This is a genomic window from Streptomyces sp. HUAS MS02 (assembly GCF_055702265.1).
Map to the genome: position 1 here is coordinate 1,194,371 of NZ_CM146747.1, position 24,397 is coordinate 1,218,767.

17 protein-coding genes and 2 pseudogenes are annotated in these 24,397 nt (G+C 71.9%); 13 read left to right on the forward strand and 6 right to left on the reverse strand.

Features of this window, described 5'->3' with window-relative positions; translation table 11 throughout:
- The first annotated feature begins 472 nt into the window (after nucleotides 1-472).
- A complete protein-coding gene (locus ACZ9QC_RS05080) occupies nucleotides 473-1,690 on the forward strand; it encodes a glycoside hydrolase family 64 protein (RefSeq protein WP_472919026.1) in 1,218 nt (405 codons plus the stop codon).
- Nucleotides 1,691-1,814: 124 nt separating this feature from the next.
- On the opposite strand, the gene ACZ9QC_RS05085 is transcribed toward ACZ9QC_RS05080, so the two are convergent.
- Nucleotides 1,815-2,873 (reverse strand): LacI family DNA-binding transcriptional regulator, encoded by a 1,059-nt coding sequence (locus ACZ9QC_RS05085; protein ID WP_472919027.1) that lies wholly within the window; start codon nucleotides 2,871-2,873, stop codon nucleotides 1,815-1,817.
- Nucleotides 2,874-2,964: 91 nt separating this feature from the next.
- Nucleotides 2,965-4,017 carry a multicopper oxidase domain-containing protein gene (locus tag ACZ9QC_RS05090; RefSeq protein WP_472921602.1) on the reverse strand — a complete coding sequence of 351 codons (1,053 nt, stop codon included), beginning with the start codon at nucleotides 4,015-4,017 and terminating at the stop codon, nucleotides 2,965-2,967.
- 199 nt (nucleotides 4,018-4,216) lie between these two features.
- Between ACZ9QC_RS05090 and ACZ9QC_RS05095 the strand changes: the two genes are divergently transcribed.
- A complete protein-coding gene (locus tag ACZ9QC_RS05095; RefSeq protein WP_472919028.1) occupies nucleotides 4,217-6,697 on the forward strand; it encodes a ThuA domain-containing protein in 2,481 nt (826 codons plus the stop codon).
- Nucleotides 6,698-6,711: 14 nt separating this feature from the next.
- A complete protein-coding gene (locus ACZ9QC_RS05100; RefSeq protein WP_472921603.1) occupies nucleotides 6,712-8,901 on the forward strand; it encodes an OmpL47-type beta-barrel domain-containing protein in 2,190 nt (729 codons plus the stop codon).
- 93 nt (nucleotides 8,902-8,994) lie between these two features.
- On the opposite strand, the gene ligD is transcribed toward ACZ9QC_RS05100, so the two are convergent.
- Nucleotides 8,995-10,005, reverse strand: a complete 1,011-nt coding sequence (gene ligD / locus ACZ9QC_RS05105; RefSeq protein ID WP_472919029.1) for a non-homologous end-joining DNA ligase — start codon at nucleotides 10,003-10,005, stop codon at nucleotides 8,995-8,997.
- A 121-nt stretch (nucleotides 10,006-10,126) separates the two neighbouring features.
- On the opposite strand from ligD, the gene ACZ9QC_RS05110 reads away from it, so the two are divergent.
- Nucleotides 10,127-11,206 carry an ATP-dependent DNA ligase gene (locus ACZ9QC_RS05110; protein ID WP_472919030.1) on the forward strand — a complete coding sequence of 360 codons (1,080 nt, stop codon included), beginning with the start codon at nucleotides 10,127-10,129 and terminating at the stop codon, nucleotides 11,204-11,206.
- 3 nt (nucleotides 11,207-11,209) lie between these two features.
- Here the strand turns inward: ACZ9QC_RS05110 and ACZ9QC_RS05115 are convergent, their stop codons facing one another.
- On the reverse strand, nucleotides 11,210-12,400 hold the full coding sequence (locus tag ACZ9QC_RS05115) for a zinc-dependent alcohol dehydrogenase (RefSeq protein ID WP_472919031.1): 1,191 nt from the start codon (nucleotides 12,398-12,400) through the stop codon (nucleotides 11,210-11,212).
- A gap of 168 nt (nucleotides 12,401-12,568) precedes the next feature.
- Between ACZ9QC_RS05115 and ACZ9QC_RS05120 the strand changes: the two genes are divergently transcribed.
- A complete protein-coding gene (locus ACZ9QC_RS05120; protein WP_472921604.1) occupies nucleotides 12,569-13,582 on the forward strand; it encodes a DUF3048 domain-containing protein in 1,014 nt (337 codons plus the stop codon).
- A gap of 95 nt (nucleotides 13,583-13,677) precedes the next feature.
- On the opposite strand, the gene ACZ9QC_RS05125 is transcribed toward ACZ9QC_RS05120, so the two are convergent.
- Nucleotides 13,678-14,136, reverse strand: coding sequence for a MarR family winged helix-turn-helix transcriptional regulator (locus ACZ9QC_RS05125; RefSeq protein ID WP_472919032.1), 459 nt, complete (start codon nucleotides 14,134-14,136; stop codon nucleotides 13,678-13,680).
- A gap of 216 nt (nucleotides 14,137-14,352) precedes the next feature.
- On the opposite strand from ACZ9QC_RS05125, the pseudogene ACZ9QC_RS05130 reads away from it, so the two are divergent.
- The 6 genes and pseudogenes from ACZ9QC_RS05130 to pcaDC all read left to right on the forward strand — a co-directional run.
- A pseudogene (locus tag ACZ9QC_RS05130) lies at nucleotides 14,353-14,712 on the forward strand (CoA-transferase); the annotation flags it as partial.
- A pseudogene (locus tag ACZ9QC_RS05135) lies at nucleotides 14,702-14,824 on the forward strand (3-oxoadipyl-CoA thiolase); the annotation flags it as partial. The pseudogenes ACZ9QC_RS05130 and ACZ9QC_RS05135, both read left to right, overlap by 11 nt.
- 118 nt (nucleotides 14,825-14,942) lie before the next feature.
- Complete coding sequence (gene pcaH, locus ACZ9QC_RS05140; protein ID WP_215454177.1) at nucleotides 14,943-15,716, forward strand: protocatechuate 3,4-dioxygenase subunit beta; 774 nt, start codon at nucleotides 14,943-14,945, stop codon at nucleotides 15,714-15,716.
- Nucleotides 15,717-15,722: 6 nt separating this feature from the next.
- Nucleotides 15,723-16,328: a protocatechuate 3,4-dioxygenase subunit alpha gene (pcaG, locus tag ACZ9QC_RS05145; protein ID WP_472919033.1), complete on the forward strand. Its 606-nt coding sequence runs from the start codon at nucleotides 15,723-15,725 to the stop codon at nucleotides 16,326-16,328.
- Nucleotides 16,325-17,656 carry a 3-carboxy-cis,cis-muconate cycloisomerase gene (gene pcaB / locus ACZ9QC_RS05150; RefSeq protein ID WP_472919034.1) on the forward strand — a complete coding sequence of 444 codons (1,332 nt, stop codon included), beginning with the start codon at nucleotides 16,325-16,327 and terminating at the stop codon, nucleotides 17,654-17,656. Before pcaG ends, pcaB begins: the two co-directional genes overlap by 4 nt.
- Nucleotides 17,653-18,786 (forward strand): bifunctional 3-oxoadipate enol-lactonase/4-carboxymuconolactone decarboxylase PcaDC, encoded by a 1,134-nt coding sequence (pcaDC, locus tag ACZ9QC_RS05155; RefSeq protein ID WP_472919035.1) that lies wholly within the window; start codon nucleotides 17,653-17,655, stop codon nucleotides 18,784-18,786. Before pcaB ends, pcaDC begins: the two co-directional genes overlap by 4 nt.
- 28 nt (nucleotides 18,787-18,814) lie before the next feature.
- Here the strand turns inward: pcaDC and ACZ9QC_RS05160 are convergent, their stop codons facing one another.
- On the reverse strand, nucleotides 18,815-21,487 hold the full coding sequence (locus tag ACZ9QC_RS05160; protein ID WP_472919036.1) for an ATP-binding protein: 2,673 nt from the start codon (nucleotides 21,485-21,487) through the stop codon (nucleotides 18,815-18,817).
- Nucleotides 21,488-21,730: 243 nt separating this feature from the next.
- On the opposite strand from ACZ9QC_RS05160, the gene ACZ9QC_RS05165 reads away from it, so the two are divergent.
- Both ACZ9QC_RS05165 and ACZ9QC_RS05170 read left to right on the forward strand, forming a co-directional pair.
- Nucleotides 21,731-23,038 (forward strand): MFS transporter, encoded by a 1,308-nt coding sequence (locus ACZ9QC_RS05165; protein ID WP_472919037.1) that lies wholly within the window; start codon nucleotides 21,731-21,733, stop codon nucleotides 23,036-23,038.
- Nucleotides 23,039-23,044: 6 nt separating this feature from the next.
- On the forward strand, nucleotides 23,045-24,331 hold the full coding sequence (locus tag ACZ9QC_RS05170; RefSeq protein ID WP_472919038.1) for an anhydro-N-acetylmuramic acid kinase: 1,287 nt from the start codon (nucleotides 23,045-23,047) through the stop codon (nucleotides 24,329-24,331).
- Nucleotides 24,332-24,397 lie beyond the last annotated feature (66 nt).

Consider the following 24,397-nt stretch of genomic DNA (forward strand, 5'->3'; position numbering starts at 1 on the left):
AGCCCGGCGGGCGCCGAACCGGGGTCGATGTTCGCCGGCATCGTGCCATCGACGAGGACCCGAGCGAGGCGGGGTCCGGACCGTACTGGCTGCCGTACTTCGAGGTGGAGGACACGGACGCGGCGGTGAGCCGGGCGCTGGAGCCCGGCGGCGGCTGTCGGTTGCCGGCTGCCGGCCAACGACCTCCCGGGCGCGGGGCGTTTCGCCAAGCTCACCGACCCGTACGGGGCGCGGTTCGCGGTCATCAAGAGCGAGCAGCCGCAGGGGTAGGACCGCCGCGAGGCCGGGGCTCCTGCTCAGGGTGAGGCCGAACGCCGTTCGACTTGTCGTCAGTTCATGAACCCTGCCATGTTCTTGAGAGCGCTCTCAGTCATAAGTCTTGACGCCTCAACTTCCCCTGGGAACAGTGGGGGAACCACAGCAGGGGCCCCGTCCGCTGTGCCTCCACTCCCCCACGTCCCAGGAGGCCATCGTGATCTCCCGCCGTACGTTCCTGTCCACGACCGCCGCCGCCGTCGGCGCCACCGCCGTCGGGGGTGCCCTCGGCTCACCCGCCCAGGCCGCGCCCGCGACCTGCCAACTCGCCCTGCGCAACGCCTCGTTGCCGGGCACGGTCCGTGCATACGTCACCGGGCACGAGCAGTCGACGGGCGCCTGGGTGCTGCTGCGGGCGGACGGGAGCGTCTACCGGCCGACCTCACCGTCGGCACCCCAGACGCCGCTTCCGGTCGACTGCGCGATACCGCTCGGTGCGGCGGGCTCGGCACCCAAGGTGCTGACGCTCCCCCAGATGTTCGGCGCGCGTGTCTACTTCGTACGGGACAGCACCCTGGAGTTCTTCCTCAACCCGGGCCCCGCCCTGGTCGAGCCCGCCTTCGCGACGCCCGCAGACGCCAACTACGGCAAGACATGGTCGTTCTGCGAGTTCACGTTCAACCCCACGCAACTGTTCGCCAACATCAGCTATGTCGACCTGGTGACGGCCCTGCCGATCGGACTGACACTGGAGGGCGACGGCACGCACACGGTCGCCCCGCTGCCCGACGGGGCGGTGGAACGGATCGCCGCCGATCTGGTGGCGCAGGCGGCGCGGGACGGTCAGCCGTGGGACCGGCTCGTCATCCGGCGCGGTGACGGCAGGGTGCTGCGGGTCGTCTCACCGCAGAACCTGATGGCCCCGTACTTCGACCGGCCGGACCAGATGCCGTTCCGCTCCTACTGGAACTCCTACATCGACCAGGTGTGGGCGAAGTACCGGACGCAGGACCTGAGGATCGACCTCCAGGGCGGCCGGGGCGTCCTCGCCGGGCGGGTCTCGGGCGACACCCTCACGTTCGCCGGCGGCCACTCCTTCGCCAAGCCGACCTCGAAGGACATCTTCACCTGCAACCACGGCCCGTTCGCCAACAACCCCGGTGACCCCGACACCAGGAAGGCCCTGCTCGCCCGGCTCGCCGCAGGCTTCAACCGCTCGATCATGCTCACCCACCCCACCCAGCCGAACGGCGTGACGGCCGCCGACTACTACCGGGGGACGGTGACGAACCACTGGTCACGCGTGGTGCACGCCAACTCGCCCATCGGGTACGCCTTTCCGTACGACGACGTACGACCCGACGGGCAGCCCGACGTGTCGGGCGCGGCCCACGACGGCAATCCGCGCCGGTTCACGGTGACGGTGGGGGCCTGAGCGCTCGGCCGGCGCCGTAGGCGATCCCGCTCGCGGCGGCGACGCCGTGGCCGGGTGCGCGGGTCGGGTGCGCGGGTCGGGTGCGCGGGTCGGGCACACGGGCCGGGTGCGTGGGCCGGGCGTCCTACGCGGAGGCGCGCCGTACCAGGGTGGTCGGCAGGACCACGCTGGACGGCGTGCCCGCCGGGCCCTGACCGCCCTGCTCGTCGGGGGCTCGCCGTTCGAGGCCCCGCAGCAGCAGTCGGGCCATCAACCGGCCCATCTCCTCGATGTCCTGACGGACCGTCGTCAACGGGGGGTCGGACTGCTCGGCCACCGGCAGCATGTCGTCGAAGCCCACCACGGCGACGTCCTCGGGAACCCGGCGCCCGAGTTCCCGCAGGACCCGCAGCGCGCCGGACGCGGAGACGTCGTTGGCGGCGAAGACCGCGTCCAACTCGGGGCAGCGGCCGAGGAGTTCCCGCATCGCCCGCTCCCCGCCCGCCGGGGTGAAGTCGCCCTCCACGATCAGCCGGGGGTCGGCGTCCACCATGACGTCCCGGAACCCGTCGAGCCGGTCCACGGCGGAGGTCTGGTCCAGGGGCCCGGTGATGTGGGCGATCCGGGTGCGGCCGAGGCCGACGAGATGGCGTACGGCGTCCCGCGCGCCGCCCCGGTTGTCGCTGTCGACGTACACGGGGGTCGTGTCGCCGCGTGCGCCGTCCGCCCAGCCGGGACGGCCGCCGAACACGGTCGGGACGCCGGCGCCCCGGATCAGCGCGGGCAGCGGATCGTCGAGGTGCAGCGAGAAGGCGAGCGCCCCGTCGACGTGTCCGCCCGCCAGATACCGCCCCACCCGGGCGTAGTCCTCGGGTCCCTCGGTGAGCAGCAGTACGAGCTGGGAGTCGTGCGCGGTCAGTTCCTTGCTGATGCCCCGGAGTTGCAGGGCGAAGAAGGGGTCGGCGAAGACCCGGGTCTCCGGCTCGGCGATCACCACGGCCACGGCGTCGTGCCGTCGGGTGACGAGGCTGCGGGCGGCCTGGTTGGGTACGTACCCGAGCTCCTCGACCGCCTGCCGCACCCGCTCGACCAGGGGCTCCCGCACGCCTTCGCCGCCGTTGACGACCCGCGACACCGTCGCCCTGGACACCCCGGCACGCGCGGCCACGGCCTCCAACGTGGGACGCGACGCTGTCTCGGTCACTGCGGAACACTCCTCGGGGCGGCTCCGCCCAGGATAGCCCCGGGCAGGAGTCCCCTGAGAGCGCTCCCGGCGTAGGCCGTCCGCCGAGGTCTCAGTGGTGGTGCGCCCCGCCGGACCCCGCCGCCTCGTCGGCTCCGTCCGTCCCGTCGACCCCGTCGGCGCCGCCCGCCCGTTGCTCCCCGTGCGGCGTGTGCGGCTCGTATCCCGGGATCGTGCCGTCCGTCCTGCGCACCAGGAACAGGCCGACCATGCCCATGTCGGAGTGGCTCTGGACGTGGCAGTGGTACATCCAGGCGCCCGCTCCCACCCCTTCGCCCGCGATGACCTGGAAGCCGAAGGAGTCGGCGGGGCCGACGATCTTGTTGTCGATGACCTGGCTGGGGTCGTCGGGACCGGTGAGCATGCCGGTGCGGTTGTCGGCCCAGCGGTGACCGTGCATGTGGAAGGTGTGGTAGTACTCGCCGTGCGTGATGACGACGAACTCGACCCGGTCGCCCACGGTCGCGTCGAAGTTGGGCCCGGAGTGCGCCGGCTTGTTGTTGATGAGCAGGTCGTTGAAGACGACGGTGACGGTCTTGTCGGGCAGCACATCGCCCTTGCGACGGACGACGACAGGGCCGTAGAGACCCTTGCGGACGCCGACCGTGCCGTGTTCGGTGCCGACGACATGGTCGTGGTAGTGCCAGTAGCCTGCGCTGCCCGCACGCCAGGTGCCGTCCTTGCGGGCGCCGGGGGCGTGGGTGCGCCAGGTGTAGGTGCGGGTGCCTCCGGGTTCGACGTCGCTCCGGTTCTGCCTGGTGCCGTCGCTGGAGATCTCGTAGTCCAGGCCGTGGACGTGCAGGCTCGCCGCCACGTCCATCGTGTTCTCGAACTCGATGTGCAGGGTGTCGCCCTCGTTGAGCTCGATCAGCGGGCCCGGTATCGAGGCCTTGCCCTTCTCCAGGCCGTAGCCCATCTGCCCGTCGGGCAACTTCTCGGCGTACATCTTGATGTGCCGGACCACGCCGCCCGCCGGGGCCGTCCTCGCCTGCGTGGCGGCGCTCGCGGACCCGGAGGTGCCGACGGTCTCGACGGCCACGGACAACGATGTCGCGGCGGCCGCTCCACCCAGCAGCATCCGCCGGTTGAACCCTCGTCTGTCCATTCCGTCCATGCGGAACTCCCCACGCCGATACGGATCTTGCGGAGACGCAGCTGTGATCAACCTGTGAGACGGTAGCGGCCGCGCGACCGTTTATCCACACCCAGGACAAAGTTCAGACCATTCCGGTCATAACTCTTGGCGAGTCGCGTCGAAGCGGGCTAGCTTCCTTGGCGCTGTTGCTGTGACCGAGGAGGTGCCCATGTACTTACGAGGGTTGAGCGACGCGAAGAGACGGGCCTGGGCGGCCACCCTGACCGCCTCGGTCGTCACCGCGGGACTCCTGTCGGGTCCCGCGGCCCAGGCGCGACCGGCGCCGGAACCACCGCTGACAACGATGTCGATCAAGTCTCCGCCGGGCGGCTCCGGCCCTCGGGTGCTGATCTTCCACGGCTCCGCGGCTCCCGGGGAGGAGTCGCCCGTGGTGAACGCCGGGATCGAGGCGATCGAACGGATCGGGCTGTCCGGACCGGAAGCTGAGCGCTTCGGGGTCGTCGCCACCGACGACGCCTCCGTCTTCACCGACGAGACCCGGCTGAGCGGCTTCAACTCCGTCGTCTTCCTGACCGGCGGCGGTGACGTCCTGGATCCCGAGCAGGAGGCGGGCCTCGAAACCTATATGGAGGCGGGCGGCGGTTTCGTCGGCGTCCATGACGCGGCCCGCGCCGAACCGTACTCGGACTGGTTCACCGGGTTGATCGGTGCCCGCCCGGCGGCGTCCAGTCCCACGGCGGTGCAACGGGCGACGGTCGAGGTCGGTGACCGGCGCCACCTGGCCACCAAGAACCTGCCGACGCAGTGGAAGCGGCCCGACAAGTGGCTCAACTGGACGAAGAACCCGTCGGGTTCCGTGCACACCGTGGCCCGGGTCCGCGAGTCGACCTACCAGCCGGGCACCGGCGCCAACGGCTGGGACCACCCGGTGAGTTGGTGCCGCGACTACGACGGCGGCCGCTCCTTCTACACGGGCATGGGCGGGACCGTCTCCGCGTACGACGAGACCGACTTCCGTACGCATCTGCGCGGCGCCCTGCTGTGGACCTCCCGCCTCGCGCGGGCGGACTGCAAGGCGACCATCACCGCCAACTACAGGGCGGAGCGGCTGACGCAGCCCAACCAGCCCGGGCAGAACGACCAGATCGGTGAACCGCACGGCCTGGTCACCGCACCCGACGGGCGGGTGCTGTACATCGGCCGGGGCGGCGCCGACTCCTCCCAGCCCGTGGTCACCGACTGGAACGACCCCGACATCGGCAAGGGCAAGGGTGAGATCCACGTCTACGACCCGAGGACGAAGAAGGTCACCCTCGCGGGCGCCCTCACCGTCTTCGGCAACAAGGGCGGCGGCGACGAGCTGATCAAGGTCGAGGAGGGCCTGCTGGGCATCGAGCTGGACCCCGGCTTCCAGCAGAACGGCTGGGTGTACCTGCACTACACACCGCACGCGCGGATCGATCGTGACACCCGGACGGCCGAGCGCCGCGTCTCCCGCTTCACCCTCGACCTCGCCAGCAACAAGCTGGACCTGGGCAGCGAGAAGGTCCTGCTCAAGTGGCCGGTGCAGATCCACAGTTGCTGTCACGCGGGTGGCGGGATGAGCTTCGACTCCAAGGGCAACCTGTACATCGCGACCGGCGACAACAACTCCAGCGGCTTCAGCGCCGGTTACTCGGGCAACAACCCCCAGCCCAACTACAAGGGCCTCTCCTTCGCCGACGCGCGCCGCACCGCCGGCAACACCAACAACCTCAACGGCAAGATCCTCCGCATCCACCCGGAGCCCGACGGCACCTACACCCTGCCCGCGGGGAACCTCTTCACCGGCAAGGAGACCGCCGAGGGCGGCGGCAAGACCCGGGGTGAGATCTATGTGATGGGGGTCAGGAACCCGGCGCGGATCTTCGTCGACCGGCAGACGGACGTCCTCTACGCCGGCTGGGTCGGCCCGGACGCGAGCGCGCCGTCGACGACCTGGGGGCCCGCCAAGTACGACACCTTCGCCGCCATCACCGAGGCGGGCAACCGGGGCTGGCCGTACTGCATGGGCAACAAGCAGCCCTACCGGGACCGCAACCTGCCGGACCCGTCGAAACCGCTCGGCTGGTACGACTGCGACCACCCGAAGAACGAGTCCCCGAACAACGACGGGCTGGTCAACCTGCCCCCGGTGACCGGCAACAACATCTGGTACGCCCCGCAGGGCGGCGCCCCGGACTTCCCCCGGGACGCGAGCGGCATCCCCTCCTACAAGAACGAGGAGGCCACGTACCTGCTGCCGTGGCTCAAGGGCGGCGGCCAGGCCACCATGAACGGTCCGGTCTACCGGTACTCCGAGTCGGGCGACAACTCCGTCCGCTGGCCCGCCTACTGGGACGGCAAGTGGTTCGTCGGCGACTTCTACGACGCCGACCAGCCCCGCCACGCGGTGGTCATGGACCCGAAGAACCAGGGCGGCGGAGGGCTCCCGGTCCACGCGGAGTCCCTGAAGAAGATCGTGCCGGTCGGCGCCGACGGCATCAGGAACCTCATGGACTGGAAGTTCGGTCCGGACGGCGCACTGTACGTCCTGGACTACGGACGCGGCTTCTTCACCTCGGACGCCAAGTCGGCGCTGTGGCGCGTCACCTACACGGGCGGCGGTCCGACGCCGGCGGCCGACGAACTGGCGAGGAAGGCGGAGTGATGCGGGAAAGACGTATGTGGGCGGCCCTGGTGGCGGCCCTGCTGATGGTCCTCGGGCTCACGTCGACGCCCGCGTCCGGCCGGACGGACGGGGCGCGGGAGCAGGCCGCCGCCCAGGTGCTCACCTGGACCGCCGGCGACGACATCACCAAGTACCTGACGGCACCGCGCACCGCGGTGGCCGGTCCGGCCACCCTGGTGTTCGAGAACAGCAAGGCGACCGGCAACACCATGGGGATGCCGCACACGTTGACGTTCGACGTCTCCGACCCGGAGTACAACAACGACGTGCCGCTCAACATCCTCGCCAACCCCGGCGACGACCAGGGCGGCCGCCACACCGCCGAGGTCACGCTCACCCCCGGCCGCTACCGCTACTACTGCACGATCCCCGGGCACGGACAGATGCAGGGCATCCTCGTGGTGACCGAGGGCACCGGCGAGGACACCACCGCGCCGGAGACCTCGGCGAAGATCACCGGAACCCAGAACGCCCAGGGCGCGTACGTCGGTTCGGCGTCCGTGACGGTGAGCGCGACCGACGCGGGCGGCTCGGGTGTCGAACGGGTCGAGTACGCCGTCGGTGACGCCGGGGCCTGGCTGCCGTACACCACGCCCGTCGTGATCGACCAGGTCGGCACGCACAAGGTCCGCTACCGCGCGGTCGACAAGGCGGGCAACACGGCGGCCGAGAAGAGCGTCGGGTTCACGGTCGTGGCACCGCCGACCGACGACACGACCGCGCCGGAGACGTCGGCGACGGTGGCCGGTGAGAAGAACCCCCAGGGCGACTACGTGTCCATGGCGACGGTGACCGTCTCCGCGTCGGACACCGGGTCCGGGGTCAACACCGTCGAGTACGCGCTCGGCGACTCGGGGGCCTGGCAGCCGTACACCGCGCCCGTGATGGTGCACGAGGTCGGCACGCACAAGGTGCGCTACCGCGCCACCGACAAGGCGGGGAACGTGTCGGCGGAGAAGAGCGTCGGCTTCACCGTCGTCGCCCCGCCCGCCGAGGACACCACACCCCCGGTGACGGGCGTGACCGTCGAGGGCGACCGGAACTCCGCCGGCGCGTACCTGAGGAGCGCCAAGGTCACCGTCAGCGCCACGGACCACGGCGGGTCGGGTGTCGCCGCCGTCGAGTACTCGCTGGACGGCGGTCCCTATCTCGCGTACTCCGCGCCCGTGGTGGTCGACCGGGCGGGCACCCACACGGTCGTGTACCGGGCGAGCGACAAGGCGGGCAACACGGCCGCCGCGCGCTCGGTCAGCTTCACCGTCGTCGCGGGCGGCGGGGTCCCGGCTCCCAACTGCGCCGAGTACGACGAGCGGTTGACGGTCTTCGTCGGCATCGTCGACTCGGGGGTGCCGAACCGGGTGACGAACAACCGGTGCCGGATCAACGAGTTGATCGAGGACGAGAAGGAGTGGACGTCCCACGCGCTGTTCCTGAAGCACGTCGACACCGTCCTCGACAAGCTGTTCCGGGAAGGGGTCGTCGACCTGCGCGAGTACACCGCCGTGCAGGAGGCGGCTGAGGAGTCCGGGATCGGCAAGCCCGGCCAGACCGAGGGCTACCGCACGATCCTCGACGGCACGGCCGAGTCGTTCGCCAAGTGGCAGCAGGTGGGCGGCGGTTCGTTCGGCCTGAACGACGACGGTTCGATCACCTCCGGCACGACGAGGGCCGGGCTCGGCATGCTGTGGTTCCCCGAGCGGAAGTACGGCGACTTCTCGCTGCGGCTCCAGTGGCGGGACGACGCGCCCGGGACCGGCAACGCCAACTCCGGGGTGCTCGTGCGCTTCCCGTCGGTCCACGACCATCCGGAGGAGTCGCGGCCGGAGTGGGTGGCCATCAAGTACGGCCATGAGGTGCAGGTCCTCGACCGGCCCGACGGCGACATGTACAAGACGGGGTCGGTCTACGGCTTCGACCGGGTCGGGCTCGCCGGTGCGGGCGTCACCCAGAAGGGCACCTGGAACGACTACGAGATCAGGGTGGTAGACCAGCACTACTCGGTCTACCGCAACGGTGTCCTGATCAACGAGTTCGACAACACCGGCGGCCAGGACTTCGCCCCGCCCCGCTCGGACGACCCGGGCACGGACGGGCGACGGTTCGCCTCCGGCTACGTCGGACTTCAGGTGCACGGCACGACGGACGTCGTCTCCTACCGGGACATCCGGATCAAGGAACTGTAGGAACGTCGGCGCCGAGGCACCGTAGGGAACGTCGGCGTCAAGGAACTGTGGCGGACGTCGGTGGCCCGTACCCGCGCCGGGTGCGGGCCACCGTCACGCCTTCTTCGCCCTGCTCGGCTGCACCCGCTTCGGCTCCCCCGGCATCTTCGGGTACTCCGGCGGATACGGCAGGTCCCCCAGCCCGTGGTCGTGTTCGTCCCGCGCCGCCAGCTCCAGCAGCGCCTCCAGGGAGAACGCGTGCTCGTCCATGTCGGCGTGGACGTCACCGACCTCGGCGAACCGCCCCGGCATCGTCCCCAGGTCGAAGTCGCGCGGTACGGCGACCCCCACCTCGTCCCAGGTGAGGGGCGCGGAGACGGGGGCGTGCGGGCGGGGGCGCACGGAGTAGGCGGAGGCGATGGTGCGGTCGCGGGCGGTCTGGTTGTAGTCGACGAAGATCTTCGCGCCGCGTTCCTCCTTCCACCAGGCCGTGGTCACCTGCTCCGGCATCCGGCGCTCCAGTTCACGGGCGACGGCGATGGCCGACCGGCGTACCTGGGTGAAGGTCCAGTCGGGCCGGACCGGTACGAAGACATGCAGACCGCGGCCGCCGGAGGTCTTGGGCCAGCCGCGCAGGCCGCCGTACTCGTGCAGGACCTCGCGCAGCTCGTGCGCGGCGCGGACCGCGTCGGCGTAGTCGGTGCCGGGCTGCGGGTCGAGGTCGATGCGGAGTTCGTCGGGACGGTCGACGTCGGTGCGGCGGACGGGCCAGGGGTGGAAGGTGAGCGTGCCGAACTGGGCCGCCCAGACGACGGCGGCGACCTCGGTGGGACACATCTCGTCCGCGCTGCGGCCGCTGGGGAAGGTGATGTGCGCGGTGGGGATCCAGTCGGGCATGTTCTTGGGGGCGCGCTTCTGGAAGAAGTTCTCGCCCGTCACGCCCTCCGGGTAGCGCTCCAGGGTGGTGGGCCGGTCGCGCAGGGCGCGCAGGATGCCGGGGCCGACGGCGATGTAGTACCGGGCGAGGTCCAGCTTGGTGAAGCCGCGCTCCGGGAAGAAGATCTTGTCCGGGCTGGACAGCCGTACCGTCCGCCCCGCCGCCTCCAGTTCCACCGCTTCGCCCATGCGAGCCACGGTAGGCGGAAGGATCGAATGCCGCATACCGGGATCCTCGGCTCGCTGAAGGTCCCGGTATGCGCCGAAGTTCGCCGCGCGGCGACTCCCTGGCGGTCGCAGAATCGGAGGCATGGATCTTCCGGTGATGCCGCCCGTGAAACCGATGCTCGCCAAGTCCGTGGCGAAGATCCCGCCGGACATGCACTACGAGGCGAAGTGGGACGGGTTCCGGGCGATCGTGTTCCGCGACGGGGACGAGGTCGAGCTCGGCAGCCGTACCGGCAAGACGCTGACCAGGTACTTCCCCGAGCTGGTGGCGGCCCTGCGGGAGCGGCTGCCGACGCGCTGTGTACTGGACGGCGAGATCGTGATCGTCCGCGACGGGCGACGGCTGGACTTCGACGCCCTCACCGAGCGGATCCACCCCGCGGACTCCCGCGTCCGGATGCTGGCGGGGACGACCCCGGCCTCCTTCATCGCCTTCGACCTGCTCGCACTGAACGACGAGTCGCTGCTCGACGTCCCGCTCACCGACCGTCGCGCCCTGCTGGAGCTCGCCCTGGCCAGGGTGAGCGCCCCGGTGCACCTCGCGCCGGCGACCACGGACCGCGAGCTTGCCGAACAGTGGTTCGAGCAGTACGAGGGGGCGGGTCTGGACGGGGTGATCGCCAAGCCGCTCACCCTGCTCTACCGGCAGGACGAGCGGGCCATGTTCAAGATCAAGCACGAGCGGACGGCTGATGTGGTGGTCGCCGGGTACCGCTTCCACAAGAGCGGGCCGGTGGTCGGCTCGCTGCTGCTGGGCCTCTACGACGACGGGGGCACGCTCCAGCACATCGGCGTGTGCGCGGCTTTTCCCATGAAGCGGCGCGCGGAGCTGGTGCAGGAGCTGGAGCCGCTGCGGCTGGAGGACGTCTCGGAGCACCCCTGGGCCGCCTGGTCCGAGGAGACGGCGCACGAGACGGCGCGGCTGCCCGGCGCGCCGAGCCGGTGGTCCACGAAGAAGGACTTCTCCTGGGTGCCGCTGCGCCCCGACCGCGTCGCCGAGGTGGCGTACGACCACATGGAGAACGGTGTCCGTTTCCGCCACACGGCCCGCTTCCGGCGCTGGCGTCCGGACCGCACGGCGGAGAGCTGCACCTACGCGCAGCTGGAGGAGCCGGTGAACTACGACCTGGCGCGGATCCTCGGCCCCGGCGCGAACCGGTGACGCTCAGGGCTCCATCAGCACCTTGACCGCCCCGTCCTGCTTGCGCTGGAACATCTCGTAGGCGTGCGGGGCGTCGGTGAGCGGCACCCGGTGGGTGGCGAAGTCGTCGACGCCCAGGGGGTCGTCGTCCGTGAGCAGGGGCAGGATGTCGTCGCTCCAGGTACGGACGTTCGCCTGGCCCATGCGCAGCCGGATCTGCTTGTCGAACAGGGTGAGCAGGGGCAGCGGGTCGACCTTGCCGCCGTAGACGCCGGAGAGGGAGATCGTGCCGCCGCGGCGTACCAGTTCGATGGCGGTGTAGAGGGCGGCGAGCCGGTCGACGCCGAGGCGTTCCGTGAGCCGTGAGCCGATGGCGCGGGGCAGCATTCCGGTCGCGTTCTGGGCGAGCCGGGCGGCCGCGCTGCCATGGGCCTCGGTGCCGACGGCGTCGATCACGGAGTCGGGTCCGCGCCCGGCGGTCCGGTCCCGGATGGCGCCGACAAGTTCCTTCTCGTTGTCGAAGTCCCTGAGGTCGAAGGTCTCCACGCCCCGCTCGCGCGCCCGGCGCAACCGCTCGGGCACCAGATCCACCCCGAACACCTGCTCGGCTCCGCGCTGGAGAGCCACCCGGCAGGCCATGTCGCCGATGGGTCCGAGACCGAGCACCGCGACGCTGCCGCCGGGCGGGACGTGCGCGTACTCGACCGCCTGCCAGGCGGTGGGAAGCACGTCGGAGAGGTAGAGGAAGCGGTCGTCGGGCGGCCCCTCGGGCACCTTGATCGGTCCGAACTGGGCCTGCGGGACGCGCAGGTACTCGGCCTGGGCCCCGGGGACCGAGCCGTACAGCCGGGTGTAGCCGAAGAGGGCCGCGCCCATGCCCTCGCCGGTGCACTGGGTGGTCTCGCACTGGGTCGGGAGCCCGGTGAGACACATCCAGCAGCTGCCGCAGGCGATCTGGAACGGTACGACCACCCGGTCACCGGCCGCCAGATCGGGGACCCCGGCACCGACCTCCTCGACGATGCCCATGGGTTCGTGGCCGAGGATGTCGCCCGGCGTCATGAACGGGGTGAGCACCTCGTACAGATGCAGGTCGGAGCCGCAGAGGCCGGTGGAGGTGATCCGGATGATCGCGTCGGTCGGCTCCTTCAGCACCGGATCGGGCACGGTCTCCACACGCACGTCCCGCTTGCCCTGCCAGGTCACTGCCTTCATCGTGCCCACACTCCGTTCCCACGCCTCGGTCAGCAGGTTTCCGCCCGAGTACCCGACCCCTCACCCCCGAACCAGTCAGAAACAATCCACTATGGCCATCCATAAACAGATAAGTGCACAATCAGATGCATCATGGGCAGGATGAGTGGGATGAGCTGGATGATCGGGATGGGTGGGACGGGCACGGGGCACAAGGGGTCCCGGACGCGACGGGCCCGCCGCCGCGGCACGACCGCGGGGGCACTGCTCGCCGCCGCGGTCGCGGGCACCCTGCTGGCGGGGTGCACCACGAGCGGGAGCGACAACGACGACGGACGGGGACAGGGCACCGATCGCCGGGACGACCGGACCAGCGCCCCGCCGACCGGATCCGTGCTCGCCGTGAAGATCGACAACGTCTCCGCCGCCCGCCCCCAGACCGGCCTCGACGCCGCGGACATCGTCTACACCGAGCAGGTCGAGGGCGGCCTCAGCCGGCTGATGGCCGTGTACGCCACCCGGTTCCCCGAGGTGGTCGGACCGGTGCGCAGCGCCCGCGAGTCCGACCTGGAGCTGCTGCGCCAGTTCGACGAGCCGACCCTGGCCTTCTCGGGCGCGCAGAGCAAGCTCCTGCCGCTGATCGGCAGGGCGCCCCTGCACGCGAAGACCCCCGGGGACGCCGGCGCCGCCTACTTCCGGGGCGACGACAAGCCCGCGCCGCACAACCTGTACCTGCGCCCCGGGAAGCTCCTCGGCACCCCGCCCGGCGCCGACGCCCTCACCACCGGTTTCCGCTACGGCCCCGCCCCGTCGGGCGGCACCCCCGAGGACTCCCGCACCGTCCGCTATCCGGCCGCCCGCTTCACTTTCACCTGGTCCGCCGACAGCCGCCGCTGGCAGGTCTCGATGGACGGCAGACCGACGGTCACCACCGACGACGTCCGCGTCGCCCCGGCCACGGTGGTCGTCCAGCACGTGACCGTCCGCGCGTCACAGTTCCGCGACTTCCTCGGCAACAACACCCCGTACACGGAGACGGTCGGCTCGGGCCGCGCGGAGGTCCTGCGGGACGGCAAGGTCTTCGACGCGGACTGGGAGCGGAGTACGGCGACCGACGGCACACGGTTCACGACGACGGACGGCGAGCCGATGAACTTCGCCGAGGGCCAGGTATGGGTGGTGTACACCGCCGACCGCTCGTAGCCGAGCACCTGCCGGAGCCGACGAAAAGCGTGGCGGAGCCAGCGGAGGGTTCGTCGGAGCCAACAGGCTCGGCGGAGCCGACAGACTCGGCGGAGCTAGCGGAGTGGCGCCTCCGCCGGGCTGCGCAGTTCCTCCGCCGCGTCGGCCACCCGCCGGATCAGCTCGAAGAACACGCCCTGCTCCTCCGCCGACAGCGGGGCCAGGAACACCTGGTTCATCCGCGCCGTCCGCACCGTGAGCCTGCGATGGGTCCGCAGCCCGTCGTCCGTGAGCCGCAGCAGGAACCGTCGCCCGTCCTGCGGATCGCGCACCTTGTCGAGCAGCCCCCGGCGCCCGAGCCGACTGATGACCTCGGACATCGTGGACCGGTCGAGCCCCACCCGCTCCCCCACCGTGCGCTGGTCGAGCCCCGGTTCGGCGACGAGGCTGTTGAGGACCGCGAACTGCGGCGAGGTGATCTCCTCGGAGACCATCACGTTCCACAGCAGATAGTGGGCCTGCTGCAGCCGTCGGGCCAGGTGCCCGGGGTGGGTGGAGAGGTCCACCGCGGCCATGTGCGCTCCTCGAGTCGGGCTCGGCAATTCGTCCGTGCACTGAACGATACCTGCCACGCCTCGACGTCTGTCCATACAACGTACGGATCCGACCTGGCCTTTTCGCAGGTCTTGACGAAGGAGCTGACGAGTGGCAGCGTGAAGGAAACTTCACCCAAATACTCAGTGCCCTGATTAACCGGTCACCGGGTGTGCGGACGAGATGGGGCCTCACGGATGGACAAGGTGGTCGCCACAGCCCTGAAGGCGGTGGCCGATGCGCCGGACGGCGCGACACTCGCCGTCGTCGGCGGATTCGGGCTGAGCGGTGTGCCGAACGTGCTCATCCAGGCGCTCCACGAGCGCGGCGTCGCGGGCCTCGGAGTCGTCTCGAACAACTGTGGGGCCATGGAGTCCGGCCTCGCGGTCCTGCTCGCTGCCGAGCGGCCGCGCGCCTGCGGCGCCGGCGTCCCCGCGCTCCACACCCCGGCCGGCGTCGGCACCCAGGTCGCCGAGGGCGGGCCCTGGCGCCACGACGGCCACGGCGGCGTCTCGCCGGGCTCGCCGTTCAAGGGGGTCCGCGAGTTCGTCGGGGGCGCGACTGGCCGGAACCGCCGCGCACGAGCCGGCCCGCAAGGGCTCGGGCGTCGGTGTCGCCACGCCGTGCGTCGGCGTGGGGCAAGGACTCGCCCTCGTTCTGGACCGCTGAGCCGTGCCTGCGGCTGCCGACCGTTCGTCGCCGGTCGCGCAGCTCCCCGCGCCTTCAGGGGCGCCGCATCCATCCCGCCTTTTGACGTGAACGTCAGGAACCCCCAGGGACACCACTCATGACTCTCACCCAGCACGACATCGACCAGGAAATCGCCGCCGAACACGCGGCCTACGAGAAGCGGGTCGCCGACGGGGCGCCGGTGGAGCACCATCCGCGCCGCGACTACACGCCCTACCGCTCCTCGGTGCTGCGGCACCCGAAGCAGCCGCCGATCTCCATCGACGTCACCAAGGACCCGGAGCTGGTGGAGCTGTTCTCCCCCGCCTTCGGGGAGCGGGACATCACCGAGATCGACAACGATCTGACCCGGCAGCACAGCGGCGAGCCGATCGGTGAGCGGATCACGCTCACCGGCCGCCTCCTCGACCGCGACGGCCGCCCGCTGCGCGGCCAGCTGGTGGAGATCTGGCAGTCCAACTCGGCGGGCCGCTACGCCCACCAGCGCGAGCAGCACGACGCGCCGCTGGACCCGAACTTCACCGGCGTGGGCCGCACGCTGACGGACGACGACGGCCGTTACCACTTCACGACGATCCAGCCGGGCCCCTACCCGTGGCGCAATCACCTCAACGCCTGGCGGCCGGCCCACATCCACTTCTCGATGTTCGGCACGGCGTTCACCCAGCGGCTCGTGACGCAGATGTACTTCCCGAGCGACCCGCTCTTCCCCTACGACCCCATCATCCAGTCGGTCACCGACGACGCCGCCCGGCAGCGACTGGTCGCGACGTACGACCACAGCCTGTCCGTACCGGAGTTCTCGATGGGCTACGTCTGGGACATCGTCCTCGACGGCCCGAAGGCCACCTGGATCGAAGAAGGGCGCTGACCTGCCATGACGAAGATCGACACCAGTCACCCGGAGACGGTCCTCCCGACCCCGTCGCACACGGTCGGGCCCTTCTACGGCCACGCCCTGCCCTTCCCCGGCGGCGACGACATCGCTCCCGTCGGCCACCCCGACACCATCTCCCTCCAGGGCCACATCCTGGACGGCGAGGGCAACCCGCTGCCGGACGCCTTCCTGGAGCTGTGGGGTCCCGACCCGGACGGCAACGTCCCCCGCGTCGACGGATCCATGCGCCGCGACGCCGCGAGCGGCGGCTTCCTGGGCCGCAACGGCGTGGAGTTCACCGGCTGGGGCCGCGTCCAGGCCGACGCGAGCGGTCACTGGACCGCGCGTACGCTGCGGCCCGGCGCGCGCGGGCGGAACGCGCCCTACCTCAGCGTGTGCGTCTTCGCCCGGGGCCTGCTGGTCCACCTGTTCACCCGGATCTACCTGCCGGGCGACGACGCCGCACTGGCCGCGGACCCGCTGCTGTCCCGTGTGGACGAGGCGCGCCGGGGCACGCTGATCGCCGAGGACCGGGGCAACGGCACCTACCGTTTCGACATCCGCCTTCAGGGCGAAGGCGAAACGGTCTTCCTGGAGTTCCAGTGACTTCTGCTGACGCCGACACCGGTCTGCTCTCCCCCGGGTGGGCCGGTTCCCCGGCCGCGGCCGCGACGAGCGACACCGCTCATCTGCGGGCGCTGCTCGACGCCGAGGCCGCGCTGACCCGCGCCCAGGCCGCGCTGGGGCTGGTCCCCGCCGCGGCCGGGCCCGCGGTGACCTCGGCGGCGGACGCCGCGACCCCCGACGTCCGCTCCCTCGCGGAACGCGCGCGCGGCGGCGGCAACCCGGTGATCCCGCTGGTGGCGGACCTCACCGAGGCGGTCGGCCCGGAGTACGGTCCGTATGTGCACCGGGGTGCCACCAGCCAGGACATCATGGACACGGCGACGATGCTGGTCGCCGCGCGCACCCTCGACCTGGTCCTGGGCGACCTCGGCCGTACGGAGTCCGCGCTGGCCGCGCTCGCCGCCGCGCACCGGGACACGGCGATGCCGGGCCGCACCCTCACCCAGCACGCCGTGCCCACGACCTTCGGCCTGAAGGCCGCGGGCTGGCGTTCCCTGCTCCTCGACGCCCGGGACCGGCTTGCCGTCGTACGGGCGACGCTGCCGGCCCAACTCGGGGGCGCGGCAGGCACCTTGGCGGCGTTCACGGTCTTCGGGGCGACCGACACCCAGGCCCTGACCGCCGCCTACGCCCGTGAACTCGGCCTCCACGCCCCCGAGTTGCCCTGGCACACCCTGCGCACCCCCATCGCGGACCTGGCCGGAGCGCTGGCGTTCACCGCAGGCGCCCTGGGGAAGCTCGCGGTGGATGTGCTCGCCCTGGCCCGTACCGAGATCGCGGAGGTCGCCGAGGGCAGCGGCGGCGGTTCGTCGGCGATGCCGCACAAGGCGAACCCGGTACGGTCGACGCTCATCGCGGCGGCGGCCCGGCGGGCGCCCCACCTGGCGGCGACGCTGTACGGGGCGCTGGCGGCCGAGGACGAGCGGCCGGCCGGAGCGTGGCACGCGGAGTGGGAGCCGTTGCGCGAGCTGCTCCGGCTGGTCGGGGGCGCCGCCCGGGACGCGGTGGAGCTCACGCGGGGGCTGCGGGTGAACCCCGGCGCGATGCGTCGGCACCTGGACCTCACCCACGGGTTGATCGTCTCGGAACGGCTGGCCGCAGAGCTGGCGCCGGTACTGGGCCGGGCCCGTGCCAAGGAACTGCTGACCCGGACCGCCGAGCGGGTCTACGCGGAGGGCCGCTCGCTGGGCGAACTCCTGGCCGAGGAGCCGGAGTTGAAGGACCTCGACCTCGCGGACCTCACGGATCCCACCCGTTACACCGGCTCCGCCGGATCCCTCACCGACCGTGCACTGGAGCGACGTTGACCGACAAGCTGCTCAACCACCGTGCGGAAGGCCCGACCTCCGCTCCTCCTCTGCTGCTGGGCCCCTCCCTCGGCACGTCCACCCGGCTCTGGGACAAGGTGGCGCCCGAGCTGTCGATCACGCACCGGGTTGTCCGCTGGGACCTGCCGGGGCACGGTGGCTCCTCCGCCGGGCTGATCGGGCCGGGGGCGACGGTGGCCGACCTGGGCGCCCTGGTGCTGGGCCTGGCGGACGCGCTGGGTGTCGAACGGTTCGCGTACGCGGGGGTGTCCCTGGGCGGTGCGGTCGGTCTGTGGCTGGCGGCGCACCACCCGGAGCGGGTCTCCTCCCTGGCCGTGCTCTGTTCCTCGGCCCACTTCAACGGTGCCAAGCCGTGGCGGGAGCGGGCGGAGCTGGTGCGCCGGGAGGGGCGGCAGGGACTGGCCGGGCTCGCGGAGACGGCCGACTCACGGTGGTTCACACCCGGGTTCACCGTGCCGGAGCTGGTGGAGGACCACCGCCGGGCCGACCCGGAGGCGTATGCCGCGTGCTGCGACGCGCTCGCCGCGTTCGACATCCGCGAGGAGCTGGCCGGGATCACCGCGCCCACGCTCCTGGTCGCCGGCCGGCAGGATCCGGCGACGCCGCCCGCGCACCTGCGGGAGATCGCGGACGCGGTGCCCGGGGCGACGCTCACCGAGATCGCGGGGGCGTCGCATCTCGCCCCGGCGGAGCGGCCGGAGGCCGTACTGGCCGCGCTGCGCGGGCACTTCGACGGGTACGCGCGGCGCGGCATGGAGGTGCGGCGCCAGGTGCTCGGCGATGCGCACGTGGACCGCGCCCAGTCCCGGCAGACACCCTTCACGGCCCGTTTCCAGGATTTCATCTCCCGCTACGCGTGGGGAGAGATCTGGACCGATCCGACGCTGTCCCGCCGCGAACGCAGCATGATCACACTGACCGCGCTGATCGCCCACGGCCACTACGACGAACTGTCCATGCACATCCGCGCGGCCCGCCGCAACGGCCTCACCCCGGAGGACATCGCCGCCGTCCTCCTCCAGTCTGCAGTCTACTGCGGCGTCCCGGCGGCGAACTCGGCGTTCGCGGCGGCGCAGCGGGTGTTGGCGGAGGAGGAGGGGCAGGACTGACCGGGCCTCGGCCGGGACCTCGCCCGCCCTACCCGAGCAGGGCGAGTTCCTCCCGTGCCTGCCTGACAAGTCCGTCGGCACCGCAGGACTCGGCGAGCGTCAGGCCGCGGTCGAGTTCGGAGACCGAGCGGGTGGCGATGCCGTACTCGACGCGGGCGGCGGCGTGCTCGTAGGCGGAGGGCGAGGCCGCCAGGTACGTGACCGCCTGGGCGTAGAGGGAGGCGGCCGTGCGGCCGGTGGCGAGGGACGCCTCCAGGCGCAGGGCCTCGCCGATGGCGGTGTCCGTACCGAAGCGTTCGGCACGGCGGCGGACGCTCGCGGCGAGTTCGGCGGCACGGCGCGGGTCCTCGGTGGCGAGGGCCCGTGCGAGGGTGCTGCCCCAGGTGGCGGAGACGGGGTTGTGGTGGCCCCGGGCCGCCGTCGCCTTCTCAGCGGCCTCCAGTTCGTTGATGCCCTCCTTGATGCGCCCCTTGGCAATCAGCAACCGCCCTCGTACGGAGCGCGGTTCGGGCAGCACGATGGTGGACGGGTACGGCGGCGCGAAGTTGTACTGCTCGGCGATCGCCCAGGCCTCGTCGACGTGGCCGCGCACGAGCAGCGTGTCGACGAGGTTGCAGGTGGTGGTCCAGTACAGGGGCAGTCCGCGGCCGACTCCCTCGGCGAGCACGAGGGACTGGCGCAGCGAGGCCTCGGCGTCCCTGAGCCGGCCCCGCATGCGGTGGCCGAGCCCGACGTAGGCGTGGGCCAGCGCGAGGTGGCCTCCGCTCCAGCCGGCGGACTCGTAGGTGCGCAGGGCTTCGGTGTACAGGCTCTCGGCCCGGTCGAGGCGGTCCGCGTAGGCGTACGCGGTGGCCAGCATCAGGAGCAGTTCGATGCCCCACTCGGTGTCGGTCCAGCCGAGTCCGGGCGCGAGGCGGCCGTTGACGAGGGCTCGGTCGCAGAACTCGACCACCTCCTCGGCGTTCTCGCCCCGTGTCATCGCGTCGAAGCCCCGGAGGATGAGCAGCGCGCGCTCGGAGTTGTCCCGGCCGGTGCAGGTCGCCGCGAGGGCGGCGAGTTCCTGGGAATGGGTCGGTGGGAGTTCCTCGCCGGCGTGGACGCCTTCCCACATGTAGCGCGCGGCCTGCAGCCGCATCCGGGAGGGTCCGGGCTCCAGCCGGCCGATCTCCGCGTCCAGCGTACGGACGGCCTCGTGCAACTGGTCGTTGTGGAGCAACACCTGGGAGAGGCGGAAGACCGCGTCCACGCGCTCGGCGCTGTCGAGGCCCGGCTCGGCGAGTGCCGAGCGGAGGTATTCGATCGTGGTGGAGGGCGAGGTCAGGAGGCCGGCGCAGCCCAGTTCGTAGAGCACGCGGACCCGGACGTCCGGCTGCGGCGGCTCCTTCAGGGCACGCTCCAGACAGCGACGGGCGGCCTCGGGGGCGCCCACGGCCAGATGTTCCGCCGCGGCGGCACGCAACTGCTCGACCAGCTCGGCCTCGCCGTCCGGGTGCACCTCGATGAGGTGGCGGGAGGCCGCGGCGGCGCCGCGCCCGGATTCGGCCACGGCCGTCGCGGCGACTCCGTGGAACGCGGTGCGGATGCCCGTCGGGATCGAGTCGTAGACGGCGGTGGCGATCAGCGGGTGGACGAACTCCAGGTCCCCGGCGTCCGCCTGACGGTTGGCCGGATCCGGCTCGGTGAGGATGCGGGCCTGGGTCAGCAACTCGGCGCACTCCGCGGCCGAGTCCCGGGGCAGGCTGGCGAGACGGGCCACGATGTCGACGGTGATCCCGGTGTGGAGGATGGCCGCGGCCCACGCGAACCGCGTGGCCTCGACCCCCAGTTCCTCGAGGCGGGCGACAAGGCCGGTGCCGCGCGCCGAGCGGTTCAGGGCGCGCAGTTCGCCGGCCGAATCCTCGACCGGCTCCAGTCCGCAGTCCTTCACCTTGGCGAGCAGTTCGACGGTGTTGTACGCGTTGCCACCGGTGACCGCCCACACCTCCCGGCAGAACGGGTCGTCGGCGTGCCGGCCGACCGTGGCACGGGTGAGTCCCGCCGTGGCCTTCGGGGTGAGGGCGTGGAGTGTGGCGACGGGGCGTGCCTTGGCGGCGATCCGGCTGAGGTGGCGAGCGCGTTCGCCGGTGGCCTCGCCGGGACGGCGGGCCACCACGACCAGGACGCACATCTCGGTCAGACGGTCGGCGAGGGCGGACAGCCAGTGCAGCGTCTCCTGGTCGGCCCAGTGGATGTCGTCGATCAGCAGGACGAGCGGCCAGGCACGGCGCACGAGTCGGTTCACGGCGGCGACGAGGCCCTCGCACACGCCCTGCGGGTCCGCCTGGCCCTCGCCCGGCTCGGCCAGCCCGAGGGCGGGTCCGGCGATGTCGTACCAGTCGCCCAGGTACTCGCGGGTCTCCTCCTCCATCAGCCCCATCAGTCCGGGCTGCAGCAACTGCCGTACGACGTGGAAGGGAACGGAGGTGACGGTCTCGCCGCCGCGTGCGTACCAGACGTGGCAGCCGCGCTCCTCGGCTATCCGGCGGGCCTCGGTGAGCAGAGCGGTCTTGCCGACGCCCGCCTCACCCGTGAAGACCAGCACACTGCCGGGGGACGCCTTGTCGACGCACAGTTCGTCGATCGCCTCCGTGACGGCGGCGATCTCCGCGTCGCGCTCCCACAGGGAAGCCGAGGCTGCCCCGTCGGGCCGAGCCTCCGTCATTCCGCTACCTCCCCGTGTCGCCCAAAACGATGCACAGGTCATTGAGCGTAGCCCTCCGGCAGCCGAAGTGGAGGCCGGTCGGGGTACCTATGGCCGTGTCGGGTGACATCGGGCGGCCGGGTGGCGACGCATCCAGCCGCCCACCTGGCGCGTTGAAGATGATGGCCAGTCAACTTCCCGTGATCGAAGGCGGATTTTCCGGTTTTCGGTGGCGGGCCGTTCCCACCCCGCGAAGGAGACGGCATGAGCGCGCCCCACCCCGGCCCAGGACCCCGTTCCGGGCGGGCCGGGGGGTCTCGCAGGGCCCTGTTCGCGGGGGCCGTGGGGAACTTCATCGAGTGGTACGAGTTCGGGGTGTACGGGTACTTCGCGACGATCATCGCGGCGCACTTCTTCACACCGGAGGGCGGCGGCGAGGCCGAGGCACTCGTGCGGACGTACGCCTCGTTCGCGCTGGCGTTCTTCTTCCGGCCGGTGGGCGCCGCCCTGTTCGGCAGACTCGGTGACCGCGTCGGCCGCCGCCCGGTGCTGGTGCTGGTGATCGTCCTGATGACGGTCGCGACGACGCTGATCGGCGCGCTCCCCACGTACGACACCGTCGGCGCGGCCGCCCCCTGGCTGCTGACGCTGCTCCGGGTGGTCCAAGGACTGTCGGCGGGCGGGGAGTTCGGCGGCGCGGTGTCGGTGCTGACGGAGTTCGCGCCGACCGGCAGGAGGGGACTGTACGGGGCGTGGCAGTCGTTCACGGTGGCGCTGGGGCTGCTCGGCGGGGCAGGGGTCGCCGCGTTCCTCGCCACCGTCCTCTCCCCCGCGGAACTGGAGGCGTGGGGGTGGCGGCTGCCGTTCCTGGCGACCCTGCCGCTCGGCCTCGGCGCGCTGTGGCTGCGGTTGCGGCTGGACGAGACGCCGGCCTTCCGGCGGGAGAACGAGGAGGGAACGCCGCCGGTCCGGCCGCCGGCCCGCGAGACCGCCCGGGCCATCGCGCTCGGTGCCGGTCGCGTCATGGGCTGGGCGGCGGCCGGCTACACCTTCCTGGTCGTGCTGCCCTCCTACCTCCAGAACAGTCTGGACGCCACCTTCCGGCAGGCGCTGCTGGCCACGGTGTCGGCCAATCTCGGCTTCGCGGCCACGATCCTCCCGGCCGGCCGGCTCAGCGACCGGGTGGGCCGGCGGCCGGTCATGCTCGCAGGCGCGCTGTCCGTGACCGTGCTGGCGCTGCCGCTGCTCAACCTCCTCCAGAACCCGGGTACTTCGACCGTGGCGAAGGGGCTCGCGGTCTTCGCGGCGGGCGCGGTCGTCGGGCTGATGGCGGGGCCCGGTCCGGCCATGCTCTCCGAGATGTTCCCGACGAGCGTCCGCTACACCGGACTGGGACTCGCCTACGCCCTGTCCAATGCGGTGTTCTCGGGCTGCGCGGGCCTCATCATCACGGAGACGATCAAACGGACGGGCAGCGTGGACATCCCGGCGTACTACGCGGCCGCGACCTGCGCGGTGAGCGCGGTCGCGCTGCTGACGCTCGGTAAGTCGACTTCTGGACAGGGGAGTTGAGTGGCTATGCGGGTGATCGGACTGATGTCCGGGACGTCGTACGACGCCGTCGACGCCGCGGCGGCGGACCTCGACCTCGACGGCGACACGCTCGTCCTCAGGCCGCTGGGGCGGATCAGCCGGGCGTACGACGACGGCCTCCACGGCGCGTTGGCCAGGGCGCTGCCCCCGGCCGCCACCACCGTCGGCGAGGTGTGCCGGCTGGACACCCGCATCGGACAGGCGTTCGCGGCCGTGGCGGTCGAGGCCGACCGGCAACTCTGTGACGGAAAGGCTGAGTTGATCGCGTCCCACGGGCAGACGGTCTACCACTGGGTCGCGCGTGGCGAGGAGGGCGGGGAGGGCGCGCGGGAGAGGGGCGCTCTCGCGGGCACGGCGGGGGCGGTGGCGGAGCCCGGGACCACCGTGCTCGGCACACTGCAGCTCGGGCAACCCGCGTGGATCGCCGAGGCGACGGGGCTGCCCGTGGTGGCCGACTTCCGGGCCCGGGACATCGCCGCCGGCGGCCAGGGCGCGCCCCTGGTGAGCCTGGTCGACCTGCTGTGGCTGCGCGGTCGCCCCGGCACCCCGGTCGCCCTGAACCTGGGCGGCATCGCCAACCTGACCGCACCCGACGGCACCGCCTTCGACACCGGGCCCGCGAGCGCGCTGCTCGACGCGGCCGTGCGGGAGTCCACGGGCGGGCGGCTTCCGTACGACGTGGACGGCGCCCTGGCCGCTCGCGGCACCGTCCACCAGCCGCTGCTGCGACGCCTGCTCGACGAGCCGTACTACGCGCTGCCCGCGCCGAAGACGACGGGCAAGGAGCTCTTCCACGCCGGTTATCTGCGCGCCGCGCTGGCCGGGTTCGCGGAGCTGTCCCCGGCGGACGCCGCGGCCACCCTTACGCGGCTCAGCGCCCGGACGGTGGCCGACGCGACCCGCGCGGTGGGGGCCACGGAGGTGATCGCGTCGGGGGGCGGCACACGCAATCCGACGCTGATGCGGATGCTGGGCGTCGAGCTGGCGGGCGTACCGCTGCGGGTATCGGACGAGTTGGGGCTCCCGGCGGACGCGAAGGAGGCGTACGCCTTCGCCGTGCTGGGCTTCCTCACCGTCCACGGACTGCCGGGCACCGCGCCGCCGAGCACGGGCGCCCGCCACCCGAGCGTCCTGGGGTCGGTCACACCGGGCCGCCGGGGCTTTCCCCGCCCGGGCCGCGACGCCGAGTTCGGGCACGGGACGCCGCGGGGGCATTCGGCTCCGCCCCACGCCCCTCGACGGCCGACGCGACTCGTCGTCGAGACAACCTGAGCCGCCAACGGCCGGACCGCTGGACCGCCGGCCCCCCGAGCGCCCCCCGAACGCCCTCCGCCGAAA